The sequence below is a fragment of the Achromobacter agilis genome (assembly GCF_900496965.1).
GTDB lineage: Bacteria > Pseudomonadota > Gammaproteobacteria > Burkholderiales > Burkholderiaceae_B > Achromobacter > Achromobacter agilis.
Map to the genome: position 1 here is coordinate 142,657 of NZ_UFQB01000008.1, position 22,326 is coordinate 164,982.

Sequence of the window (22,326 nt, forward strand, 5' to 3'; positions counted from 1 at the left end):
GCCGCTAGGCCTGCAGCCGGCGGGCGCTGATCTCGCCGGCGGCGTACCGGATGCCCTTGAGCGCGGCATCTTCGCTGACGAAAGCCGAATCGCCCACCCCGATGCGGGTCCACTCATGATGGGGCGCGGTCCGCACCCAGGCCTCATAGCCCTTGCGGGCCGCCAGCGGCCGCAGCTCGTATTCGAGGCGGTACCCGTTCAGCCTGATCACTCCTGTTCTCATGCTCGGTTCCCCTCGATATTTCAGCCTCGGCCCGCCAGGCGGCAGGCGCGCATCACAGTCCGCTCAGGGCTCGCCAGCGGCCTCCCCCGGTAGTCTTCCGCGCGTATCACTTCGGTGACGCGCTGGCCGTCGGCCATCCAACGGCGGGCAACGCTGATCACATCGGTGAATTCCGGCTGCGGCCCGTCCAGCAGCCAGCCAACTATCGGGACACCGGGTGAAACCGTTTCCAAATCAAGGCCTTTCATGCCGCTCTCCGTTCAGGGAACCGTTAGGAGCGTATCCATTCATTGAATCCTTAAGTATTAGGAATGCACAGAAAATCGAACATTTTGTATATTGATTACAAATTCACCCGCGAATGGAAACGGGTGAACATCGCGACATACCTGCTCACATATCAAGGACCGGACGCCCGCCTCATGAGGCCGGGGTATCATCCTCTATTCGACTGGCCAGGCTTGGCGGCCTGGCCCCGAGCGGAACGCGGGGCGCAGTCTGCCCGTGAACCGCGATTCCCGCAGATGGCCTGAGTGCCGCATCAATAACGGTCTACGCGAAACATGAAATTAGCCACCTGGAACGTGAACTCCCTGAACGTGCGCCTGCCGCAAGTGCTGGACTGGCTCGCCGCCAATCCCGTTGACGTGCTGTGCATCCAGGAACTCAAGCTCACGGACGACAAGTTCCCCGAAGCCGCCTTCACCGAGGCCGGCTACCACGCCGTCTGGGCCGGCCAGAAAACGTACAACGGCGTCGCCATCGTTTCGCGGATGCCCGGCACCTCCATGGAACGCAACATCCCCGGCTACGAAGACCCGCAACAGCGCGTCCTGGCGCTGACCTTTCCCAGCCCGGAAGGCGACGTGCGGGTGGTTTGCGCCTACTGCCCCAACGGCCAGTCGGTCGGTTCGGATAAGTATGCGTACAAGCTGGAATGGTTCGAAGCCATGCGCAAATGGCTGGAAGAAGAGATCAAGCAGTACCCGCGGCTGGCGGTGCTGGGCGACTACAACGTGGCCCCCGCCGACGAAGACGTGCACAACCCCGAAAAATGGGAAGGCCAGGTCCTCGTGTCCGAACCCGAACGCGGGGCCTTCCGCGCCCTGCTCGACCTGGGCCTGACCGATTCGTTCCGCCTGTTCGAGCAGCCCGAGAAGACCTTCAGCTGGTGGGACTACCGCCAATTCGCGTTCCGCCGCAACGCCGGCCTGCGCATCGACCACGTCTTGCTGTCGGCCCCGCTGGTCAAGCGCTGCGTCGCCTGCGTCGTCGACAAGGAACCGCGCCGCAACGAACAGCCGTCGGACCACGCGCCGGTGGTAGCCGCCCTGGAATTCGTCTGACGCCAACATCGCTTGCGTCCAGCCGCGGCTTTATGTATAGTTGCGGTCTTGCTTTTGGGGCGGTAGCTCAGCTGGGAGAGCGTCGCGTTCGCAATGCGAAGGTCGGGAGTTCGATCCTCCTCCGCTCCACCAAATTCCAGACGGAAAAGCCTTGGACCACGAATGTGTTCCAAGGCTTTTTTGTTTCTGCGGAGAATGGAAGGAGACCTGGGGACTTTTGCTGCAACTCAACCGCAGGCCCAATCGATCTTCATCTGCTCCAGGTCCACCTGCCCCACGCCGCCGCCGAAGTTGAAGCAGGCGAATTCTTCCCCGAATTCGAAATAGTACGGACTGAATGGCGGATAGCCTTGCACCGGAATCATCGTGCCGCCCAGGTGATGGGGCGTCGCGTGAAATCGATCCAATCCCAGCGCCTGACCTTCGTCGCTGAACGCCGGCACATAGCCACTGAACTGATTCTCATCGTCCCATTCTCGTGCTGGCTTGCCAGCGTTGGGATCCTCGCGTTCCTCAATGGCGATCGGACGGGCCAGTCCGTCCATATAACTCGCCATGTCTGGTTGTGATCGCAAGAGCCAGTCGGGAGCCGAGCGTCCCAGGCGCCAACCGGGTTCCGGAGTCCCTTGCAGTTGGGGATGCTCAGCCATGCTCGGTGGCGAGGCCAATGGGCCCGCGAATTCCGCCTCGGTCAGCCACAAGGCGACGTATTCACACCCCAGGACATCCAGCATCCTGTAGCTACATGGGTGTAGTTGCGGCTGCTCAACCCGGCCATCTCCATCCGGCATCCCGTTGCGTCCCGATGACGACGTGAGCCCCGGAGCTCGGACCAAGCTCTTCAGATCGAGGAACTGCTCATCCACGAACAAGCTGAGGGCGACATACGCCGTACCGTGTACTCGGTAGTCTTCCGGAATGCGCAAGGTGAACGCATGCCGCAATGGGTGACCATAGGTGTTGCTCAACGGCCATTGCGCCGTGGTGATGCCCGGCGGCTGGCCGAGGCACCATCCGTTGTGCCAGGAGGCTTCGCGCGTAGTGGCCGGCAATGGCGCCAGTGCGCCGGGAACAATGTTGTAAGCCCGAGTCAGGCGTGGATCGGCGTACTTGTACGGACGCTCGGGCGCCGTCAATCCGGGGGCGTGAGAGTTCGATGGCCAGTAAACGGCCGTCCCGCACGCGCAGCTCCATGACGTCACCGACCGCGTTCGTTTCCCGATAGACGGCAACATTGCGTTGCGCCCACTCCTCCCCTTCGCTGCCATCAATGGGGCGCATGCCGGGCCTGGCTGCAAGCGCGGCCTGCACAGGCATTCCGATGTAGACCTCCTCCAGAACCAACTCTCCAGGAAAACTCCGGTAAAAGCAGATCTTGTGCAGCCGATTCTCGACATCCAGATACGCGCTGCACACCGGCATCCCATCCGTGCCCTTATAGTTCACATACCCTTCATCCTCAGGTGCCGGAGCCTTCCAGGCGGCACCGGCCGCCTCGATCAAGGCTTGAACTGGCATCAAAGGACGCAACCGGGCAAAAGCTTCGAAGTTGAGAGACATCGAATTTCTTCCTTGAGAGAACCGCATGCTCGAACGAAAACAGTTTACTGGACGCAAACTGTCGTCCGCCCCAGCGCCGCCGAGGCCACCGCTGCGGTCGCCGAAATGCTCTCGGACTATGATTTGGGCGCAGCAGTCAACGAGAACCAGATCGACTTCTACAAGCAGGAGCGGCAATGGAAGGCCCTGCCCAGCGTTTCCCAGGACAAACTCCCCTTCCCCGATCCGGGGCTGAATTGAGGCCTGGGGCGGCCGGGCATTTCCCGCAAGCCGGACATGCCTGTGCCATCAAAATCAGAACAGCTCATAATGGAAGCGCTCGTACAGGCTGGCCAGAACCACCCAGGCCAGCAGCAGCGAAAAGCTCCAGCCCATGAGCCGCAGATTGAAGGGGCAGGACCGTTTGCGCAGGCGGTTGATTATCTCGACCAGCCCCCACAGCAAGCCGTAGCTGGTGAAGAAGAGGCCCATGGTCATTTCGTAGACCAGGCGATTCAGACCATTGCGCAGGCCGCCATCCGATACGAACCAGATCGTGAGCAGTACGGGAATGACCAGCAGCGCTGCGGATTTTTGAAGCTTGCTTGCCTGGATCATGGGTCAGGTGTGTTGACCATCGGAATTCTTGAAGGCCTGAGCGTGTGCAGGTCCAGCAAGGTAAATCTTCCGCCGTCCTGCCATCCCCCGGTATCGATGTAATAGACGTTGCCAAGCTGCGCCGGCTTGCGCAGCGTCATGTGCCCATGGACGACGGCGCGCACGTTGCGGACCGGCTGGGCGTATTGCATCCGATAGCGGTCGATGGACCACAGGCAGGCATCCTCGTCTTCCGGGCTGAAGGCCGCGCCGTGGATGGCCTGCCAATCGTCATAGGGGAAGTCGGCATGCACCAGGCCGACGACGCCATGGGGCGTTTCCACCTCGATAGCCAGCGGCAAGGCGCTCAGGCAGGCCGCGATGCGCGCCTGGGTGCCGCTATCGCAGGCATCCAGCCATGCGCCCCCATGAACCCGATGATCGACGTCCGGAAGCGGGTCGTTCATCGCCCGCCGCAGGGTCATCAGATCGTGATTGCCGCAGATGGCGTGAAACCAGGGGCGGTCCAGCCACGCCAGGACATCGCGAGATTCGGGCCCGCGATCCACCAGATCCCCGACGGAGAACAATCTGTCGCGGTCGGGCGCGAACCCGGCCGCAGCCAGCGCCGCGTCGAGCCGGCTGAAATGGCCGTGGATGTCGCCCACGGCGAAATCGCGGCCCCGGGCGTTCGAAAGGTAGCGATGGACTCGGAGATTACCGGGCGTCATTCCGGGCTTTCATGTGGTTTCCTGGCGGCTTCGTCCTGCATGACCCTCATGATACTGGGTTGCACCCGCCCAGCGCATTGAGCAAAGAGTCCAGCCCGAGCCGGTCGATGACCGCATCGACCGTTGCGCGCACCACCGGCTTGGGGCGATAGCCGACCGACAGGCCGGCCAGGGCCATCATCTTCAGGTCGTTGGCGCCGTCGCCCACCACGATCGCGTCCGATGCGGGCACGCCAAGCTCGCGGCACATTTGCGCGACGTACCTGGCCTTGACGTCTGCATTGATCAGCGTGCCCAGCAGCTCCCCGGTGAGGCGCCCGTCCTCCACTTCCAGATGATTCGACACGTCAGCGTCCAGGCCCAGTTCGGCCCGGACGCGCCCGGTGAAATAGTCGAAGCCCCCCGAGACGATGGCGGTTCTCAATCCGGCCTGCCTGGCGGCGGCAATCAGGGTGCCTGCGCCGGCAGTGATGCGCACCCGCTCGGCATACAGCCTTTCAAACGTGTCGACCGGCAATCCGGCCAGCAATCGAGTGCGCAGACGCAGGCTGGTGTCGTAGTCAATGGCGCCAGACCGCAACGCCTGCTCAGTCAACTGGGCGACCTCACGCTTCCTGCCGACCAGATCCGCAAGCTCATCGATGCATTCGATATTGATCAAGGTCGAATCCATATCGAACACCATCAGCTTGAAATCGGACAGGCGCCGGAAAGGCGCAATAACCGCGGTATCCAATCCGTGCTTCCGTCCCAGCTCATGAATAGCCGCCCGGCTTGCCGCACCGCCAGCCGCTAGGGTGTAACGCAGGCCGCCGCCATGGATACGGCAGCCGTCCGCTGCCTGGAACAGCGCGCCGATACGCGCGGCCTCGCTGTCGGATAGCGGCGTACTTCGCTGGACAATCAAATGCATGCTTCAACCGCGCGAATCTTGGCCGAACGTCGAGCACAGGAACTCGGCAAGCACCGAGGCGCCAAGCTGCACATCTTCCATCTGCACGGTTTCGTCCTTGTTGTGACTGCCGTGCTGGTTTCTGACGAACAGCATGGCCGACGGGATGCCCAGATCCGCGAAGGCCGACGCGTCGTGGCCCGCGCCGCTGGCCATTGCCTTACAGGGCACGCCAAGACGCTCGGCCGCGGAATGGAGCCCGGCCTGCATGTCCGGAGCCATGGGCGAGATATTGGGCCCGGAATCGGCCCCCCATTCGAAGGTAACGCCATGGCGCGCGGAAATTGCCTGCGCGATCTTGTCGATTTCCTGGCCGATCCGGACACGAACGTCCGTATCGATACAGCGCGTGTCGAGGCAGAACCGCGCCTCTCCGGGCACGCGGCTGTAGGTATGCATTTCAGGAACGGTGCCGATGATGCCGAACGTGAACAAGGTATAGATGCCCTGTTCGTGAAAGCGGTCCCACAACAGATTCACCTCGTGGATGAATTCCCCCAGCGCGGCGACGGCATCCTGCCGGTATCCTTTCGGGGCGCCACCGGCATGGGCGTAGGTGCCGTAAATGCGCCCTTCTCGCCAACGCGGCCCGCCGGCGATCGCCTGGACGATTCCCAGGGGAATTCCTTCGTTTTCCAGGACGGGTCCTTGTTCGATGTGCGCCTCGAGATAGCAGGCGACCGTATCGGCGGAAAGATGCCGCTCGCCCCGCAGAACGGCTGCCGGATCGAAACCCAGCTCCTGCATGTGGTCGGCCAGGCTGCGCCCCGTGTCGCTGCGCTTGAGGCTGTTGAAGGTGTGCGCCGGCAAGTCGCCCAGCGCCATGCGGCTTCCGATGTACGGCGCGGGAAAATAGCAGCTTTCTTCGGCCCGCACGCCCATGACGAGCACGTCGCGCTCCAGGGTTCGGCCGCTGGCCGCAATGCCGGCGATAGCAGCCAGCCCGATTGCGACGCCCAACGCGCCGTCGTAGTTGCCCCCATGCGGCACGGAGTCCAGGTGCGACCCGATGACGACGCACTTTGCCGCGCTGTCGCGGCCTTTCAGGCGAACATAGGTGTTGCCGGCGAAATCCTGCTCCACCGGGAACCCGTACTTGCTGCCGATGGCCCGAAGGGCTTCGTGGGCTTCCTGCTCCCCCTGCCCGTAGGCGATGCGGATGACGCCGCCGCCCTCGCTCGCGCTTACACGCAGCAGTTCATCCAGAAATTCACGTGCCACATCGATGCGGGGAAGTGCGATAGCCATGGATTCCTCTTGGCAGTCTCAACAAGAAAATGGACGAAGGCGATGGGTCAGCGTTTTTCCGGCGTGGAATTCCGATAAATCAGTTGCCCGGGCAGCAGACGGCGTTCGTTCTTGCCGCTGTCCTGCAGCAACAGTTCAATGGCCGCGGTGATCATGTCCTCGACGGGCTGGCGTATCGTGGTCATCTGATAGGCGGCGTTGGACGCCACCGGATGATCGTCAAAGCCGAATACCCGCACGTCTTCCGGAACGCGTTTGCCCAGGGCGAAGCGCAGCGCATCGATGGCCCCCGAGGCGATTTCATCGTCGGCGCAGAACAGCGCATCGATGTCGGGGTGGCGCGCCAACAGCATCTGCGTCGCCTCGTAACCCCAGGCATAGGTGAATTCCTTTTCCAGCAGGGGCACCGAGGTCATGCCCAATTCGGCCAGGCGCTCCAGGAATCCGGTGCGCCGGTCGCGGTTGGTGGACACCGACGGCATGCCGCCCAGGTATCCCAGTACCTTGCTGCCTGATTCCAGCAGCACATCGGCTGCCAGCCGGCCGCCGCCGATGTTGTCGGTGGACACGGAATGTCCGTTGCCGGTTTGCGCATACCGGTTGAACATGACCACGGGCACGCCTTGCTTGACGCACAGATCGGCGCCCAGGGTCGTCAACGACGCTGTCGTGATGATGACGCCGCGCACGCGGTACTGCAGCACCAGCGGCATCAGGTCGTCGACCGTTTGCGGCGGCGTAGCGTTGAACAGCAGCGTCTGCAATCCCCGCCGATGCAGCTCCCGCGTGATCAGCTCCAACACGACGGGATACCAGGGATTGGTAATGTTGGCCATGACAATGGCAATGATGTTGAACTTGCCGCTGCTCAAGCCGCGCGCCAGCGGATTGGGCTGGTAGTCGACCAGATCGACGACCTTCAGGATCTTCTCGCGGACCTCTTGCGAAATCGCGCCCTTGCCCGAGATGAAGCGGGACACGGCGGCCTGGGACACGCCCGCGAACCTGGCCACGTCTTTCTGTGTTGGAGCTTTCTTTTTCACGCGTTCTGGTTTTCCGATCAAAGAGACGCACTGTCGGCGCCGCGCTTCGCCAACGAGATCGACAGGAAATGACGCAAGCAGTTTTCGACGATGTGCGAGACATTGTTGTTGCACCCGTTGTGCGACAAGCTTCCCAGGAAGGTGATCGAGCCCGCCGCAAACAGTCCGCCGCCCTGCTCGGCCACACCGACTGCCATATGGGCGCGCACGCCTTCGTACTGACGAGGAATCGACGCGGCGATGGTCCACGTCAGAATCTCTTCGGGCGCTATTCTAAAGCTAGGCCCATGGCCGTCCGAAATGCCCACGATCTTCAGGTACGCGGGCGAGCCCAGCTCCGGCACGACCTGGTCCAGTTCAAACCCGGCCGCGCCGCCGCCGGACAGGCCGAAATCGCCGTAGGTCTCGCCTTCCACGCCCTGGAACAGCCAGGCCACGTCCGGATCGTAGGATTCCGGCGTGCGCTTGTAGCCCACGCCCTCGAATCCCCCCTGCACGGCAAAACCCACGCCGCCCGTGCATTGCGGAGCAATCCCATTGCGGCGCCACATGCCGCCGTAGCCGCCGTCCAGTTGGTGGTAGTACTCGCCCGGTTCACTGGCCCAGGCCCGGATGCCACCTTCGGCGCGCCGGATTTCCAGCAGGTGAGGCGCCGCCGCGGGGCGGGCGATCTTCCAGTAAAAGCCGTTGGCGCCCAGGTACATCAGGTATCCGCCGCCTTCGCGGTAGGCCACCAGGGCTTCGATCATGCGGCGCGTGTGGTATTCGGGGTGCGATCCGGTCAGCACCACGTCGTAGGGGCGCAAGGCGTCCAGGCCCTGGTCGTCCAGGTCCTCGTCGGTAATCACGTCGTAGTCGAACTCTTTTTCGCGCAGCCAGTGCGTCAGGTGCGAATCCGCCGGAAAATGCCGCAGGCCCGACCCGTTGGGATCCGGGAACGTCAGATAGCCGGGGCGCATCGTCAGTATCGGACGCAGGCGCGATGACAGGCTGATGCCGGCCAGGTCCTTGTGGCGGTTATAGGTGGACGCGCCGAACTGCGGCACCACGTCGGGGTTGTGCGGATAGGCGCCCCATTGCGCAATGCGTTCGGCCAACTGGCCCGCGTAGTTGCCGCGGGCGTGATTCGCATAGGCCTGGTAGGTCAGGGTCGGCGCCAGAAACAGCACCCGCGCCCGCGGCCCATCCGGGGCGGGCGTCACGTAGAACGGAATCGTATCGCTGCCCTCGGGGTGCACGACTTCCAATCCGTACACGCCGGATGGCGTGCCGGGGGGAATGCGCAGGCTGACGCCCTCCTCCCAGCCGCAATCGGTCAAGGCATCGGCGTGGAAGTACATCGCGGCATATTCGTCCGGCGCTTCCTTCCAGTTCAGATTCAGGCCAGACCAGCGCGACGACCGGACGGCGCGCACCGGCGTGTTGACCAGCGTCAGCGCGGGCATGCCGGGCTGCGCGCCCGGCACGGACGATTCCTGCATGGCATCGGCCAGGTTCCATTGGGCCAGTACCTGCCCGCCCGCATGCAACGCGGGGGCTTCGATCAGACCGTTGTAACCCTGGCTGGGATGCCCCTCCCACAATGCGCCCAGGCAAAGATGGGTAAATGGCCGCCAATCGAGCCCGGCGGGGGCATCCAGCACCGCTTCCTGCTCCGGCAATGCCGGCCCGGCGCCCGGCGTGCCGACGGGCACGGGCCCCACGCGTATCGTCAGGCGCCGCTCGGCCAACGCGAGGCTGAGCGACACCGATTGCCAGCGATCCTGCGTGGCGCGCAGGCCGGTGCGCAGCGCGACAGGCGCGGCCCCGGTTTCCTGAAGCGCCAGGGCGACCCACTCGCCATCCTCCACGGCCAACGCCACGCCTTGCGCCGCCGTCGCATCCCGCAGGCTGGCCAGTACCTGCGGGCCGCCTTGAACCAACGTCGGCCGGGTCAACACGCGCAGTTCGATCTGCTTTGCATTGCCCAGGGCATCGGGATTGAGCGCCGCCAGCGCGCAGGCCCCCGGGTAGACCGCTAGCTCCCGTCCCGCATAGCTGGCTTGCAGCGCGAAATCGACCGGTTCGAGCTGCAAGCCCGGCCCGTCGGGATTGGGATCCGCGCAATGGATGCGCAGGACGCGCGCGGTAAACGGCCGGTCGCCCGCCGAGCTGATGCGAAACGACAGGGTCTGGCCAGGTTGCGCGCTAAGCGGTGTGACATAACCCAGGATAGGAGGATGCATAAGAGGTGCGTTCATCGGTTCGGTGTAAGTACGGTGGGCGCGCGGCGCTCAGTGCACGGCAAGATATTGTTCGAGGCGGCCGGGGTTCGCCCGGCCCTCCTCGCTGGTAAAGGTGTCGGCCACGCTGCCGTTTTCCAGCACGACCACGCGGTCGGCGATCTCGAGCGCCATGTTCAGGTTCTGCTCGACCAGCAGCAGGGTCAGGTCTTCGCCCTTCAGCTGCTTCAACACGTTGGCCACGGCTTTCACCATGATGGGCGCCAGGCCCTGCGAGGGCTCGTCCAGCAACAGCACGCGCGGCCCCATGGCCAGGCCACGCGCCATCACCATCATTTGCTGCTGCCCGCCGGACAGCTCGCCGCCCTTCTTCTTGAGCAGCTCCGCCAGCAACGGAAACAGGTCCATCAGCCGGTCCAGGGTGTAGGGAGACCCGGGGCGGTATCCGAGCATGATGTTCTCTTTCACCGTCAGCAGGACGAAGGGATCCCGGGTTTCCGGAACCAGGGTAATGCCCAGCCGGGATATGGCTTGCGGCGAATGGCGCGAAATGTCCTGGCCGTCGAACGCGATCCTGCCGCTTGCGACCGGGTTCAGACCCATGATGGACCGCAGCGTCGTGGACTTGCCTGCGCCATTGCGGCCCAGCAAGGCCACCACCTCGCGATTGCCGACGCCGAAGGACACGCCGTGAATGGCCTGGCTGGGGCCGTAGAACGTATTGATCGAGCCGATCTGTAGCAGCATTTTCAGAGTCCGAAGTAGGCGGCGTGCACGGCCTGGTTCTTTGAAATTTCGTCCGCCGTGCCGGCGGCGATCAGCGCGCCGCGGCTCATGACGTGAATGCGGTCGGAAATTTCCATCACCACGTTCATCTTGTGTTCGATCATCACAATCGTGTAGTCGGGCTTGATCGATGCAATGAACGCCTTTACCCGTTCGGTTTCGCGCTGCGACAGGCCGGCCGTGGGTTCGTCGAGCAGCAGTATCTGGGGCCGCGTGGCCAGCGTCACGGCAATCTCCAGCAGTCGCTGGTCGCCGTAGGAAACCGATTTCGCCAAGGTGTTTTCGTATTGCCCCAGGCCCAGCGCTTGCAGCAGTTCGCTGGCCTGGACGCGCAGCATGTCGTAGCTGCGCACATTGCGCCACCACCCGGTGCGCCCCCCATGCGCGGCGCGATAAGCGGCCAGCCATACGTTTTCCAGGAAGGTCAGGTCCAGGTACACGCTGGAAATCTGGTATGAACGCCCTACCCCGCGCCGCGCGATCTGATGGGGTTTCAGGTTGGTGACGGGCGCGCCCTGAAGCAGGATTTCACCGCTGGTAACCGGCAGGTCGCGGGTCAGCAGGTTGAACAGCGTGGTCTTGCCGGCGCCATTGGGGCCCAGAATGCTGTGCAGCATGCCCGGCTCGAAACCGATGGACAGGTCTTCGATGACCACGTTGGCGCCGAATTTCTTGGTGACCTGGCGGGCCTCGAAGGCATAGGTCGACGTGCTCGCCGCTGCGCTCATGACGCGCTCCTTTCTTGCGCCCGGGAACCGAACAGGCGGCGCGCGCGATCGAACAGTTCAATGGCGCCGCCTTTCAGGAACAGCACCACCAGGATGATGAAGACGCCGAACAGCAGCGGCCAGCGCGCCCAGATGACGCTGAAGAAGCCCTGCAGCCAGATGAAAATCGCCGCGCCGATGACCGGGCCGAAGATCGACGACATGCCGCCGATGATCACCATGAACACCGCCGTGCCGGAATTGGTCCAGGCGATCGCATCGATAGGCATGATCCGGTACAGCATCGCGAACAAGGCGCCGGCCACGCCCGACGTCGCCCCCGCGATCACGAAGGCCAGCAACTGGGCGCGGTAGACGGAAAACCCCAGCGATGCGGTGCGGCGGGCATTCTGCCTGGCGGCGTTCAACACCAACCCGAGCGGGCTGTGTATCAGTTGATACAGGCTCGCGAACACGGCGACGAACACCACCGCGGACAGGACATAGAAATTCATATGATTGGAAATATCGATCGTGCCGATGCCGGGAATGGAGATGTCCGGCCTGCGTATCCCCCCCAGGCCGTCTTCGCCGCCGGTCACGCTGTGCCAGCTGTAGGCCAGGTAATAAATCATCTGGTTGAAGGCGAAGGTCAGCATCATGAAATAGATGCCTGTGCGCTTGGTGCTCATCATCCCGACCGCCAGGGCGACCAGCCCGCTGCCCAGCGCCGCCAGCACCAGGCCCGCCAGCAGCGGAAGGTCCGTGTGGATGTACACATACCCCGCCACATAGCCGCCCACGCCGAAGAACGCAGCCTGGCCGAACGAATACAGGCCGGCCACGCTGATCAGCAGGTAGGTAGCCAGGGCGAAGACGCCGAAGATCATGATCTCGGTGGCGATATTGATCGGCATGCACAGCGGCGCCGCGATGGCCACGGCGACGGCGATGGCCGACATCAGATAGGTAGAAGGTGTGCGTTGCATCAGCGTTCCCCGAACAGTCCCTGGGGACGGATCATCAAGGTGGCGACCATGGCCACATAGATCAGCACCGTGCTGGCCGACGGCACGAAGACGGACGACACGCTCTGGATGATGCCCACCAGGATGCCGGCCGCCAGCGCGCCATACAAAGATCCCAGGCCGCCGATGACCAGGACCACGAAAGCGATCGACAACATGTCCGCCCCCATGGTCGCGTTCGCGCCCAGCAGCGGCAGCACCAGGCCGCCCGACAGGCCGGCCAGGCCGGAGCCCAGCGCAAACCCGGCGGTGACCAGCCTGGACACGTCGATGCCCAGGCACTGCGCCATTTCGCGTTTGTCGATACCGGCCCGTATCTGCGACCCCAGGCGGGTACGTTCGATCAGCAGCCAGACCACGGCAATGGTCAGCGCGGCCATGGCGCCGTTGAACACCAGGTACTTGGGAAGCCAGGTGAATCCCAGGTCGAAAGCGCCCTGCAGCGACTCCGGCGGTTGGGCGCTCAGCCCTACCGTGCCCCAGATGATGATGATCAGTTGTTCCAGGACGAGGGCCGTGCCGAACAGAAACAGCAGTTGGTACAGATAGGGACCGCTCATCAAGCGGGCCACGCCCAGCTTCTCGACGATGATGCCGACCACGGCGGGCGCCACGAACGCGATCAGCAGCGCCAGCCCGAACGGCATCCCGATCTGCATGGCGGCAAAGCAAAAATAGGCGCCCAGGGCGTAAAAAGCGCCATGCGCGAAGTTGGGCACGTTGAGCAGCCCTTTGATGATGGACAGTCCGAACGCGGTCAGCGCGTAGACCATGCCTATCGCCAATCCGTTCAGGAGTTGCGCGGCTAACAAAGAAATCATGGTTGGCCTTGATGTGGATTAGTCCCAGGCGCCGCGCGCCTGGTGTCATGCACAACCGAACTCACACCGTGCGCTTGCACTGGTTCAGTTCGGGCGGCTGCGGACTTTCGCCTTGCGACACGATAGCGGCCATATCGAATTTGTTCTTCATGGCATCGGGCGCCTTGCATTTCACGACGTAGTACGGCCGCACGGTCTGGTGCGTACGGGCGTCGATATGCGTGGGACCGAAAATGCTGTCGTACTGCATGCCTTCCAGCGTCTTGATCACCGCCTCCACGTCGATGCTCTTCGCCTTCTCCATGGCCATGAAAAGCGTGCGCATCGAGTCGTAGCCATACGCCGCGGCGTAGGACGGCACGGTTTTGTACGCCTTCAGATAGCGCTCGACGAACGCCTTGTTCACCGGCGTATCGATGTCCTGGTAGTAGTTCAAGCCCAGGATCATGCCGTTGAGCATTGCCGGCGACAGTTCCTGCATCTGTTCGATTTCCAGCGTCCACGGCCCAACGAGCTGCACGGTCTTGACGCCGAAGCTGTGAAACTGGCGAACCGCCGATACGGCGTCCGCGCCGGCCGTCAGCAGGCAGATCAGGTCGGGCCGCGTCGACAGGGCCTTGGTGAAGTACTGCGTGAACTGGCGTTCGCCCGACGGATGGTTGTCGTTGCCGACCAGTTCCAGGCCGAGTTCCTTGGCTGCCACCTGCGCGTAACGCAGCAACGACTGGCCAAACGCATAGTCCGCCGTGATGGTGTAGATTTTCTTTTTGTCCGGCATCGTCTTGCTGACGTATTCCAGCGTAGCGCGCAGCGCCGTGTACGCGTTGGCCGACCACTGGAACGTATACGGGCTGCACCGCGATCCCGTAATGTCTTCGGTGCCGCCTGCCGCGTACTGCAGCACCTTTTCCTGGCGCGCGACTTCCAGTTCGGCTAACCCGACCGCGCTGGAGAAATTACCGACGAAATAGCGCAGCTTGTCCGACGAGATCGCCTCGGTCAGGCGGCGCACCCCCACGGCAGGCTTGCCTTCGTCATCGCGCACCACCAGGTTGATCTTGTTGCCGAGAATGCTCCCGCCGCGCTCTTCGACGGCGAGCCGCGCGCCCTTCAAGACCAGGTCGCCCGCGTATGCGAACGTACCCGTCTGTTGGGAGATGACGCCCATCGTCAGGGTCTCGCCCGTGCCCTGGGCCCAGGAAATACCTGACAGCGACGAGCCCAATGCGGCGACGCCCGCTTTCAGTACGGTGCGGCGATCGATGCCTTTGCCTGAAATCATTATGTTCCCCTTGAAAGGCCGGGCTATCTGCCCGGCGTGTGGTGTGCTGGCCAGGATGGATGGGTATTGATGCGTTATTGGCTGCGGGCCCGGCCGTGATGGTCACTGCGCACCTTGCGGGTGCCGGTCATGCTGTGAATCCCATTTCAGATGCGAAACTGATCATCCCGGCCTCCAGGCGGGCAAGCAGGTCGTCCATTTCCCGTTCCGTAATCACCAGCGGCGGTGCCAGCAAGGTGGCGTTGTTCAATGGCGCAATGCCGGCGGTGTAGACGATCAGGCCGGCCCGCAAGCAATGCGCGGTGAACAACGCGTTTGCATTCAACGCCGCGTCCGGCAGGCCGCGGGAGTGCGGATCGGTCACGAACTCGAAGCCCCACAGCAGACCCCGGCCGCGAATGTCCGCCATCCAGGAATGGCGCTGTGCCAGGCGGCGCAGGCCGGCTTCCAGCTGTTTGCCACGGGCGGCGACGTTTTCCAGCACGTTCTGGTCGCGCATGTAATTCACTACCGCCAGGCAGGTTGCGGCGCTCAGCGGGTTGGCGCTGAAGGTGTGGCCGAACGGCACGGTTTTTCCCGTGGCGGCGAATGCGGCAACGATGCGCTCATGGAACAGCACTGCCCCCATGGGGGTGTAGCCCGACGTCATGCCCTTGCCGGTGGCAATCATGTCCGGCGACACGCCGTCATGCTCGCAGGCGAACCATTTCCCGGTGCGGCCCATACCGGTAATCACCTCATCGGCAATCAGCAACACGTCATGGCGGTCGCAGATTTCGCGCAGGGTACGCAGGTACCCGACGGGCGGCGTCAGCGCGCCGCCGGCCGCACCCACCACCGGCTCGACGATGATGGCCGCGACCTTGTCCGCGCCATATTCGCGGAGGATGCGGTCCCACACCATGGCGCCATGGCCTTCGGCATCCGCGCCCGACAGGGGAAAACGATAGGGATACGGCGGCGGAGCCACCGCGAACGTGTGCAGCAGGTTGCCATAGTCGGCCCGGCGGGCGGCATGGCCGGACATGGAGAGCGCGCCCATCGTCATGCCGTGGTAGCTGATGGCCCGGCCCAGCACGTGGGTCTTGCCGGGCTGGCCGCGGTCGCGCCAGTATTGCTGGGCGGTGCGCAGCGCCAATTCGGTGGCCTCGGACCCGCTATTGACGAAAAACGCGTGGCTCACGCCAGCCGGCGCCAGCTCTGTCAACGTGGCCGCCAGGGATTCCGCGGCCGCGCTGGTGAAATGCGAACGATAGGTAAAGCACACGCGTTCGGCCTGGTCATGCATCGCATCCAGCACCGGCCGCACACCATGGCCGATCGATACGGTCATGGCGCCGCCCGAACCATCCAGATAGTCGCGGCCGTCGGTGTCGTAGATGTAGACGCCTTCGGCCCGGTCGACCACAGGCAGTGTCGCACCCAACGGCTGTTTCAACAGCACATCTATTTCAGAGTGATTGAATACGTATTCAGTTGTGGGCATATTTTTTTACTCCCGCCACATTGAGATCAGAAGACCCAGGCGAGAAAATGATGATTAATGGGGATTTGCCATGTCCACGCGACGATTTCCGGACAGTGAATACGAATTCTATCGAAGTCGACATGAGGTTCTATCGGGGTTTTCCCGCTGATCACGCGGACTTGATTGCGGCACGAAACAGCGAGGGATTTCCCTTATTTGCATACGCATGCAAAGCTCTGAATGTGGAGCCCCGCCGTTCCATCATTTACTGTCTGAGCAGGGCTACATCACCATGATCCGATACCTGAAACGCGGCCGCACGGCCGAGGTCAAAACCGACGACGACGCCAAGGTGCGCGCCACGGTCGAAGGCATCATCCGCCACATCGAAAAAGAAGGCGACGATGCCGTTCGCGAATACAGCCGCAAGTTCGACAACTGGGATCCCAGCGATTTCCGCTTGTCGCGCGGCGAGATCGAGGCGGCGCGCAAGCAGCTGTCCGCCCGCGAAATCGAAGACATCGCTTTCGCCCAGAAGCAGGTCCGAAATTTCGCGCAGATCCAGCGCGACTCGATGCAGGACGTGGAAGTCGAGACCTATCCGGGCGTAGTGCTGGGCCACAAGCACATCCCGGTAAATGCGGTGGGCTGCTATATCCCGGGCGGCAAGTACCCCTTGCTGGCCTCGGCCCACATGAGCGTGCTGACCGCGAAAGTTGCCGGCGTAAAACGCGTCGTGTCCACGGCGCCGCCGTATCAAGGCAAGCCGCATCCGGCCATTGTCACGGCCATGGACATGGCGGGCGCCGATGAAATCCTGGTGCTGGGCGGCGTGCAGGCAGTGGTGGCCATGGCCGTGGGCACCCCCAGCGTGGCGCCCGTGGACATGCTGGTGGGGCCGGGCAATATGTTCGTGGCCGAGGCCAAACGCCAGCTGTATGGCCGCGTGGGGATCGATCTGTTCGCGGGCCCCACCGAAACGCTGGTCATTGCCGACGACAGCGTCGACGGCGAATTGTGCGCCGTCGACTTGCTGGGCCAGGCAGAACATGGCCCGACCTCGCCTGCCGTGCTGCTGACCAACAGCGAAAAGCTGGCCAAGGACACGCTGGCCGAAGTCGAACGCCAACTGACAATACTGCCTACTGCGGCCATCGCCAAGCAAAGCTGGGCGGACTGCGGCGAGGTCATCGTGTGCGACACGCTGGAGGAAATGGTGCAGGTGGCCGACGAACTGGCGTTCGAACACGTCCAGGTCATGACGCGCGAGCCGGATTATTTCCTGAACAACATGAGCAACTTCGGCGCGCTGTTCCTGGGGCCGCGCACCAACGTCAGTTTCGGCGACAAGGTTATCGGCACCAACCACACCCTGCCCACCAACCGCAACGCGCGCTACACCGGCGGCCTGTGGGTGGGCAAGTTCCTGAAGACCTGCACCTATCAGCGCGTGCTGACCGACGAGGCCAGCGCGGCCATGGGCGAGTACTGCTCGCGCCTGTGCCATATGGAGAACTTCGCGGGGCATGGCGAACAGGCCAATATCCGCGTGCGCCGCTATGGCGGCCGCCCCGACCTGCCCTGGTACGAACCGGTAAAGGAAAGCGCATGACCGAACTGCCGGCTAGCCCCAGTTTTCGGCTGGATGGGCAGCGCGCGCTGGTGACAGGCGGCAGCGGCGGCATCGGCCTGGCCATTGCTGCCGCGCTGGGCCGGGCCGGCGCCCATGTCACGGTGGCGGCGCGCCGCGAAGCCGAGCTGCAGAACGTATGCGCGGCGCTCCGCGCGGAACGGATGTCCTGCGATTTTGCCGTGCTGGACGTGACCCGGCCGGCCGACGTGGACGCCACCGTCGCGGCGGTTGCGCCATACGATATCCTGGTCAACAACGCCGGCATGAACCGGCCGGCGCCTCTGGTCGAACAGACGGACCAGGACATCGATGCGATATTCGACCTGAACGTCAAGGCCGCGCTGTACGTCAGCCGCGCGGTGGCGCGCCGCCTGCTGGCGGCGCAGCGGCCGGGCTCCATCATCAATATTTCATCGCAGATGGGGCACGTGGGCAGCCCGCGCCGCGTGCTGTATTGCGCCAGCAAACACGCCATGGAAGGCATGACCAAGGCCCTGGCCTGGGAACTGGGCGCCCATGGCATACGGGTGAATTCAATCTGCCCGACCTTTATCGAAACCCCCATGACATCGGCCATGTTCGACGCCCCCGGCTTTAGGCAATGGGTGTGCGAACGGATTGCGTTGGGCCGCGTGGGCCGGCTCGATGAAATCATGGGCGCCGCCGTATTCCTGGCCAGCGGCGCGTCCAGCCTGATGACAGGCAGCGCGCTGATGCTCGATGGAGGCTGGACCGCCGCATGAAGACCGCCCCCCGCGCGCAGGATGTGGCCGACCTGGCACAGGTTTCCCAGTCGGCCGTCAGCCGGACCTTCACGCCCGGCGCAAGCGTGTCCGAAGAAATGCGGCGCAAAGTGCTGGCGGCCGCCCAGCGCCTGGGCTACCGGCCCAACGCGCTGGCGCGCAGCCTGATCACGCGCCAGAGCCGGATCGTTGCGCTGGTCATGAGCTATCTGGAAAACCAGTTCTATCCGCTGGTGATCGAAAAGCTGTCGCAGAAGCTGCAGAAACAGGGCTACCACGTGCTGATGTTCATTGCGAACATCGATGAAGGCGCGGACGGCGTGCTGGCCGACATCCTGCAGTATCAGGTCGACGGGATCGTGCTGGCATCGGCCATGCTGTCGCCCACGTTGGCGAAAAGCTGCCTGGATATAGGCGTGCCGGTCGTGCAGTTCAACCGCATATCGGATCTGGCCGGCCTGGCGCGTTACGCCACCGGCTCGGTAACCTCCGACAACGCCGCCGGCGGCCGGATGGCGGCCGAATTGCTGGTGGCGCGTGGCTACCGGCGCATCGCATTCCTGGCGGGCCTGGAAGACTCCTCCACGAGCATGGAGCGCGAGCGGGGGTTCAATCAGGCGCTGGCCGAGCTGGGCACGCGCGTGGCCTGCCGCGACACGGGCAACTACAGCTTCGCCGGTGCGCAGGATGCCGTACGGCGCCTGTTCGACCGTGCTGACCGGCCGGATGCCGTCTTTGTCGCCAACGACCACATGGCCATCGCGGCCATGGATGTGCTGCGCCTGGAACTGGGCCTGCGCATTCCCGAAGACGTGGGCGTGATCGGCTTTGACGACGTGCCGCAGGCCGCCTGGGGCGCGTACCAGCTGACCACCCTCTGCCAACGCGTGGAACCTATGGTGGACGCCGCGGTGACGCTGCTGCGCGAACGGATGTCCGGCCAGGCCTCGGCGCGCGACATCGTCGTGCCGTGCGTGCTGGTCGAGCGCAAAACCGTCAGGCCCGCTCCGTAGCGCCCATTTTCGGCGCCTGCCGGATTGCGCTGCCGCGTTCGCCCTGCCCGATGCGCCGGCACGAGCGGCCCCGGTTCCCGGCCGGGAACCAGGAGCCGTGGCGTCATGCGCGGCGCATCGCCCGCGGACGGTTCAGGTCAAGGCGCGCGGTTGCCGAACAGGCTGCCGTTGACCAAGGGGAAGCCCGCTTCCGGCTTGTACCGGATCTGCCAGTTGGCCGGGTCGCCGATGCGCCCGGCAAGCCCGGTGAGGTCCAGCGTGTCCAGAGGCCCCGCGTAGAGGGCGCTGGTCTGGTTGGTCGGCGTGACGGTGAAGCGGAAGGCGGTACCGGCGGCATCCAGCGACGGCGGGATGACGTTGTCTTTATCGCCGCCCAGGGTGATGCTGGCCAGGTAGGCGCCAACGCTGCTGATTTCCCCCGCCGTGCCGTCGCCGAGGTCGTCGATGACGGTGCCAGTCATGGCATAGATGGTTTCTTCCTTGCCCAGCCCGCCAGGAGCGCCGACGGTAAAGCCGATGTCGGTTTCCGGATTGCCGGTGACGTCGGTGGCGATGGTAACGATGGTGCCGGCCGGGAGGTAGCGGTCCGCCGTCCAGTCCATGGCGGTTTCGTTGGTCAGGCCTTCGAATTCCTGGATGCCCTTCTTGCCGCGGTCACGGTCGGTGAACTGGATACGGGTCCCGCCGTCCACGGCTTTCATCAGCATGAAGGCGAAGGCGTCGGGGGCTTCGGCGTTGGCGCCGACAAAGAGCACGTCGCCCGTCGCGAGCGGCGTGGGAACGCCGGCCGTGCGGAAGTCCAGCGCCGTGCTGCCTTGCAGGCCGGGATAGGCCAGGCCGGCGTGGCCGAGGATGGCGTCGGCATCGATCTCCACGTAATACCCTGTGCTGTAGTCCAGCGGCTTGGCGGGCTTGATGACGACCTGGTTGTACTCGGCCTTTATACGTTCCGGTGTTGCGCGGGCCGAAAACCGTTCCACCACGGAACCGTCGGCGCGCCGCAGAACGACGCTCCCCTGCCCCAGGGCCACGCCCTGGTCAAAGCGGAACAACAGGCGGGTATCGACGTTGACGCCCTGCCGGTCGTCGGCCGGCGTGCTGTCCGCCAGGGCCGGCCCCGCCGTGGTGGCGCGCAAATCGGCCAAGTTGAAACTCACGCCCAGGAAACGTTGCTCGCCCTCGGGCAGATCCTTGGCCGCGGAACTGGTGCCGGCGAATACGGTGTCGCCGTTGTCCATCAGCAGTTGCACGGGCGTCCCCGCGGCGACCGGGCCGGCCACCTCGACGATGGTTTCCAGGCTGCCGCCGCTGGCGGCGCGCATGGCTTCGATATTGTTGGCGATTTCACGCGGCGCGTCGGCCGCGATGCCGCTCCAGGCATACAGCGCGAAGTTGCGCGCCGCCTGGCGGCTCGCGGCGCCCGCCGGACCGGCCAGGATCAGGTACTGCCCATCCGTGCCCTGGGCCAGGGCGCGGATCCCGCGTCCGCCCAGGTTGAGTTCGATGGGCGTGCCGAAACCGGCCTGGCTGGCCTTGCCCGTTACGAGTTCCAGCGGGTTGAGCACCGGGACGATAAGCGCGCGGTTGCGGACGTCGCCATCCATTTGCGGGGCGCGGAAACCCAGCCACAGCGTTTTGCCGTCGGGCGCCGTGGCGGCCCCTTCGATGGCAAAGCCGTCTACGCGTTCCGGCGCCAGGCCCGCGGCGCTGGACCGCGCGAAGCCAAAATAGTTGGCGCCTTGTCCGTGCTGGTTGCCGCTGTCCCAGGCAACGAGCTGCTGTTCCAATTGCGAGAATATGCCGACATAGGAAAACCGGGTATCGCTGCCGGTGCCGCTGATTTCGACGGCGAACATATGCCCGCGTTCGTCGACCGCGTCGCCGCCATCCTTGCTGTTGCCATGCGATCCCAGGAAGAACGCCAGATTGCCGATGCGGGTGCTGGATTCGACGTCCAGTTCCTTGCCCAGTGCCGGGCCCTCAACGGAAAAATCCCACTCCAGGACCGCCGCGCCGCCCTGGCGCGGGTAGACGCGCAGCACGTTCGCTTCGTCGTCGGCGACAACCATCCAGGTTGCATCCAGGGCGATGGCGGTCGACGCGTCGGCCGAACCCAGCAGGGTGCCGGCGTTGGGCAGGAACGTCCGTTCGGTGACCGGCGTGTCGGTAACGGGAGGAACCGTGACAGGCGGCGTGGTGACCGGCGGCACGCCGGGTTCGGCGGGACTGGAGCCGTCGTTGTCGTCATCGCCGCCGCAAGCGGCCAGCAGACTTGCAACAAGGGCGGCGGCCAGAATGGCGCGGGGAAAGCGTCGGTGGGTGCCCGTGGGGCTGAACGGCTGGGACATTGCTCGCATGGCTCCTGATGAAAGCCATGCACAATAGACAGATTTTGTTACGCGCTAATGAATGGGAAGAAAGCGGGCGCCTGTCGGGTTCGCGATGCCCGCCCGGTGGAGTCGGTGTAAATTCTTGCTCCGGCATCCTCCACCGAGAGCTATCCATGGCGACAAGAGAACTGCATCGCGGCCGTTTGATTGATCACATCGGCCTGGTCGTCCGCGACCTGGCCGCCAGCAAGGCGTTCTACGGCGCCGTCTTCGATGCCCTGAACATCCCCGTGGGCGGCTCCGACGAGCACAACTTCTGGGCGGACGAACTGTTCATCGGGTCCTCCGACAGCGACGAAGTGGAAGGCCAGCTGACCGGGCGCCATCACCTGGCGTTTCAGGCGCGGGACCGGGCAATGGTGGACGCCTTCTACCGGGCCGCGATGGCGCACGGCGGCCGGGACAATGGCGCGCCGGGTGAGCGTTCCTACCATCCCGGCTACTACGCTGCGTTTGTCCTGGATCCGGACGGCAACAACATCGAAGCCGTCTTCCATGGCGAGTCCGTCCGGAGCGCGGATTCGGTGCGGATCACCCGTTGATCCACGCCGTGG

Annotated in this window: 22 protein-coding genes, 1 tRNA gene and 1 pseudogene; 7 read left to right on the forward strand and 17 right to left on the reverse strand. The window is 64.1% G+C overall.

The features are described 5' to 3' along the window. Positions 1–4: 4 nt before the first annotated feature. Complete coding sequence (locus AGI3411_RS12125) at positions 5–211, reverse strand: hypothetical protein (RefSeq protein ID WP_129527618.1); 207 nt, start codon at positions 209–211, stop codon at positions 5–7. 32 nt (positions 212–243) lie between these two features. Next, positions 244–471, reverse strand: coding sequence for a hypothetical protein (locus AGI3411_RS12130; protein WP_129527619.1), 228 nt, complete (start codon positions 469–471; stop codon positions 244–246). Positions 472–786: 315 nt separating this feature from the next. Between AGI3411_RS12130 and xth the strand changes: the two genes are divergently transcribed. Both xth and AGI3411_RS12140 read left to right on the forward strand, forming a co-directional pair. Continuing rightward, positions 787–1,569, forward strand: coding sequence for an exodeoxyribonuclease III (gene xth, locus AGI3411_RS12135; RefSeq protein ID WP_129527620.1), 783 nt, complete (start codon positions 787–789; stop codon positions 1,567–1,569). Between the two features lie 56 nt (positions 1,570–1,625). After that, positions 1,626–1,701 (forward strand) — tRNA-Ala (locus AGI3411_RS12140). Between the two features lie 95 nt (positions 1,702–1,796). Here AGI3411_RS12140 and AGI3411_RS12145 read toward each other — a convergent pair. Together AGI3411_RS12145 and AGI3411_RS30615 are read right to left on the reverse strand one after the other, a co-directional pair. Then, on the reverse strand, positions 1,797–2,705 hold the full coding sequence (locus AGI3411_RS12145) for a hypothetical protein (protein WP_129527621.1): 909 nt from the start codon (positions 2,703–2,705) through the stop codon (positions 1,797–1,799). Positions 2,706–2,898: 193 nt separating this feature from the next. Beyond that, positions 2,899–3,156, reverse strand: a pseudogene (locus AGI3411_RS30615) (DUF7256 domain-containing protein); the annotation flags it as partial. On the opposite strand from AGI3411_RS30615, the gene AGI3411_RS12150 reads away from it, so the two are divergent. Further along, on the forward strand, positions 3,076–3,369 hold the full coding sequence (locus AGI3411_RS12150; RefSeq protein WP_129527622.1) for a hypothetical protein: 294 nt from the start codon (positions 3,076–3,078) through the stop codon (positions 3,367–3,369). The pseudogene AGI3411_RS30615 and the gene AGI3411_RS12150 overlap by 81 nt on opposite strands. Positions 3,370–3,423: 54 nt before the next feature. Here the strand turns inward: AGI3411_RS12150 and AGI3411_RS12155 are convergent, their stop codons facing one another. The 12 genes from AGI3411_RS12155 to AGI3411_RS12210 all read right to left on the reverse strand — a co-directional run bounded on the left by AGI3411_RS12155 (position 3,424) and on the right by AGI3411_RS12210 (position 15,969). After that, positions 3,424–3,726: a hypothetical protein gene (locus AGI3411_RS12155; RefSeq protein WP_129527623.1), complete on the reverse strand. Its 303-nt coding sequence runs from the start codon at positions 3,724–3,726 to the stop codon at positions 3,424–3,426. Next, the gene (locus AGI3411_RS12160) at positions 3,723–4,436 is read right to left on the reverse strand and encodes a metallophosphoesterase (protein WP_129527624.1); all 714 of its coding nucleotides are present in this window, start codon (positions 4,434–4,436) and stop codon (positions 3,723–3,725) included. The genes AGI3411_RS12155 and AGI3411_RS12160 overlap by 4 nt, the downstream gene beginning before the upstream one ends. Before the next feature lie 46 nt (positions 4,437–4,482). After that, a complete protein-coding gene (serB, locus tag AGI3411_RS12165) occupies positions 4,483–5,349 on the reverse strand; it encodes a phosphoserine phosphatase SerB (protein ID WP_129527625.1) in 867 nt (288 codons plus the stop codon). 3 nt (positions 5,350–5,352) lie between these two features. Then, complete coding sequence (locus tag AGI3411_RS12170; RefSeq protein ID WP_129527626.1) at positions 5,353–6,636, reverse strand: hydantoinase/carbamoylase family amidase; 1,284 nt, start codon at positions 6,634–6,636, stop codon at positions 5,353–5,355. A 47-nt stretch (positions 6,637–6,683) separates the two neighbouring features. Further along, on the reverse strand, positions 6,684–7,679 hold the full coding sequence (locus AGI3411_RS12175; protein ID WP_129527627.1) for a LacI family DNA-binding transcriptional regulator: 996 nt from the start codon (positions 7,677–7,679) through the stop codon (positions 6,684–6,686). A 17-nt stretch (positions 7,680–7,696) separates the two neighbouring features. Beyond that, the gene (locus tag AGI3411_RS12180) at positions 7,697–9,904 is read right to left on the reverse strand and encodes a N,N-dimethylformamidase beta subunit family domain-containing protein (protein ID WP_244240330.1); all 2,208 of its coding nucleotides are present in this window, start codon (positions 9,902–9,904) and stop codon (positions 7,697–7,699) included. 48 nt (positions 9,905–9,952) lie between these two features. Beyond that, complete coding sequence (locus tag AGI3411_RS12185) at positions 9,953–10,648, reverse strand: ABC transporter ATP-binding protein (protein ID WP_129527629.1); 696 nt, start codon at positions 10,646–10,648, stop codon at positions 9,953–9,955. 2 nt (positions 10,649–10,650) lie between these two features. Next, positions 10,651–11,415: an ABC transporter ATP-binding protein gene (locus AGI3411_RS12190; RefSeq protein ID WP_129527698.1), complete on the reverse strand. Its 765-nt coding sequence runs from the start codon at positions 11,413–11,415 to the stop codon at positions 10,651–10,653. After that, positions 11,412–12,383: a branched-chain amino acid ABC transporter permease gene (locus AGI3411_RS12195; protein WP_129527630.1), complete on the reverse strand. Its 972-nt coding sequence runs from the start codon at positions 12,381–12,383 to the stop codon at positions 11,412–11,414. Before AGI3411_RS12195 ends, AGI3411_RS12190 begins: the two co-directional genes overlap by 4 nt. Next, positions 12,383–13,243 (reverse strand): branched-chain amino acid ABC transporter permease, encoded by an 861-nt coding sequence (locus AGI3411_RS12200; protein ID WP_129527631.1) that lies wholly within the window; start codon positions 13,241–13,243, stop codon positions 12,383–12,385. Before AGI3411_RS12200 ends, AGI3411_RS12195 begins: the two co-directional genes overlap by 1 nt. Before the next feature lie 61 nt (positions 13,244–13,304). Next, positions 13,305–14,525, reverse strand: a complete 1,221-nt coding sequence (locus AGI3411_RS12205) for an ABC transporter substrate-binding protein (RefSeq protein WP_129527632.1) — start codon at positions 14,523–14,525, stop codon at positions 13,305–13,307. Between the two features lie 127 nt (positions 14,526–14,652). Further along, on the reverse strand, positions 14,653–15,969 hold the full coding sequence (locus tag AGI3411_RS12210; protein WP_244240331.1) for an aminotransferase family protein: 1,317 nt from the start codon (positions 15,967–15,969) through the stop codon (positions 14,653–14,655). Between the two features lie 316 nt (positions 15,970–16,285). On the opposite strand from AGI3411_RS12210, the gene hisD reads away from it, so the two are divergent. From hisD to AGI3411_RS12225, 3 genes are read left to right on the forward strand one after another with little or no spacing between them, the layout of a single operon-like run. Next, positions 16,286–17,605 carry a histidinol dehydrogenase gene (gene hisD / locus AGI3411_RS12215; protein WP_129527634.1) on the forward strand — a complete coding sequence of 440 codons (1,320 nt, stop codon included), beginning with the start codon at positions 16,286–16,288 and terminating at the stop codon, positions 17,603–17,605. Further along, a complete protein-coding gene (locus AGI3411_RS12220; RefSeq protein ID WP_129527635.1) occupies positions 17,602–18,369 on the forward strand; it encodes an SDR family NAD(P)-dependent oxidoreductase in 768 nt (255 codons plus the stop codon). The genes hisD and AGI3411_RS12220 overlap by 4 nt, the downstream gene beginning before the upstream one ends. Then, positions 18,366–19,382: a LacI family DNA-binding transcriptional regulator gene (locus AGI3411_RS12225; RefSeq protein ID WP_129527636.1), complete on the forward strand. Its 1,017-nt coding sequence runs from the start codon at positions 18,366–18,368 to the stop codon at positions 19,380–19,382. Before AGI3411_RS12220 ends, AGI3411_RS12225 begins: the two co-directional genes overlap by 4 nt. Positions 19,383–19,519: 137 nt before the next feature. Here AGI3411_RS12225 and AGI3411_RS12230 read toward each other — a convergent pair whose 3' ends face one another. Then, complete coding sequence (locus AGI3411_RS12230) at positions 19,520–21,730, reverse strand: Ig-like domain-containing domain (RefSeq protein WP_129527637.1); 2,211 nt, start codon at positions 21,728–21,730, stop codon at positions 19,520–19,522. Between the two features lie 155 nt (positions 21,731–21,885). Here AGI3411_RS12230 and AGI3411_RS12235 point away from each other — a divergent pair, with 155 nt between their 5' ends. Then, positions 21,886–22,314 (forward strand): VOC family protein, encoded by a 429-nt coding sequence (locus AGI3411_RS12235; RefSeq protein ID WP_129527638.1) that lies wholly within the window; start codon positions 21,886–21,888, stop codon positions 22,312–22,314. Positions 22,315–22,326 lie beyond the last annotated feature (12 nt).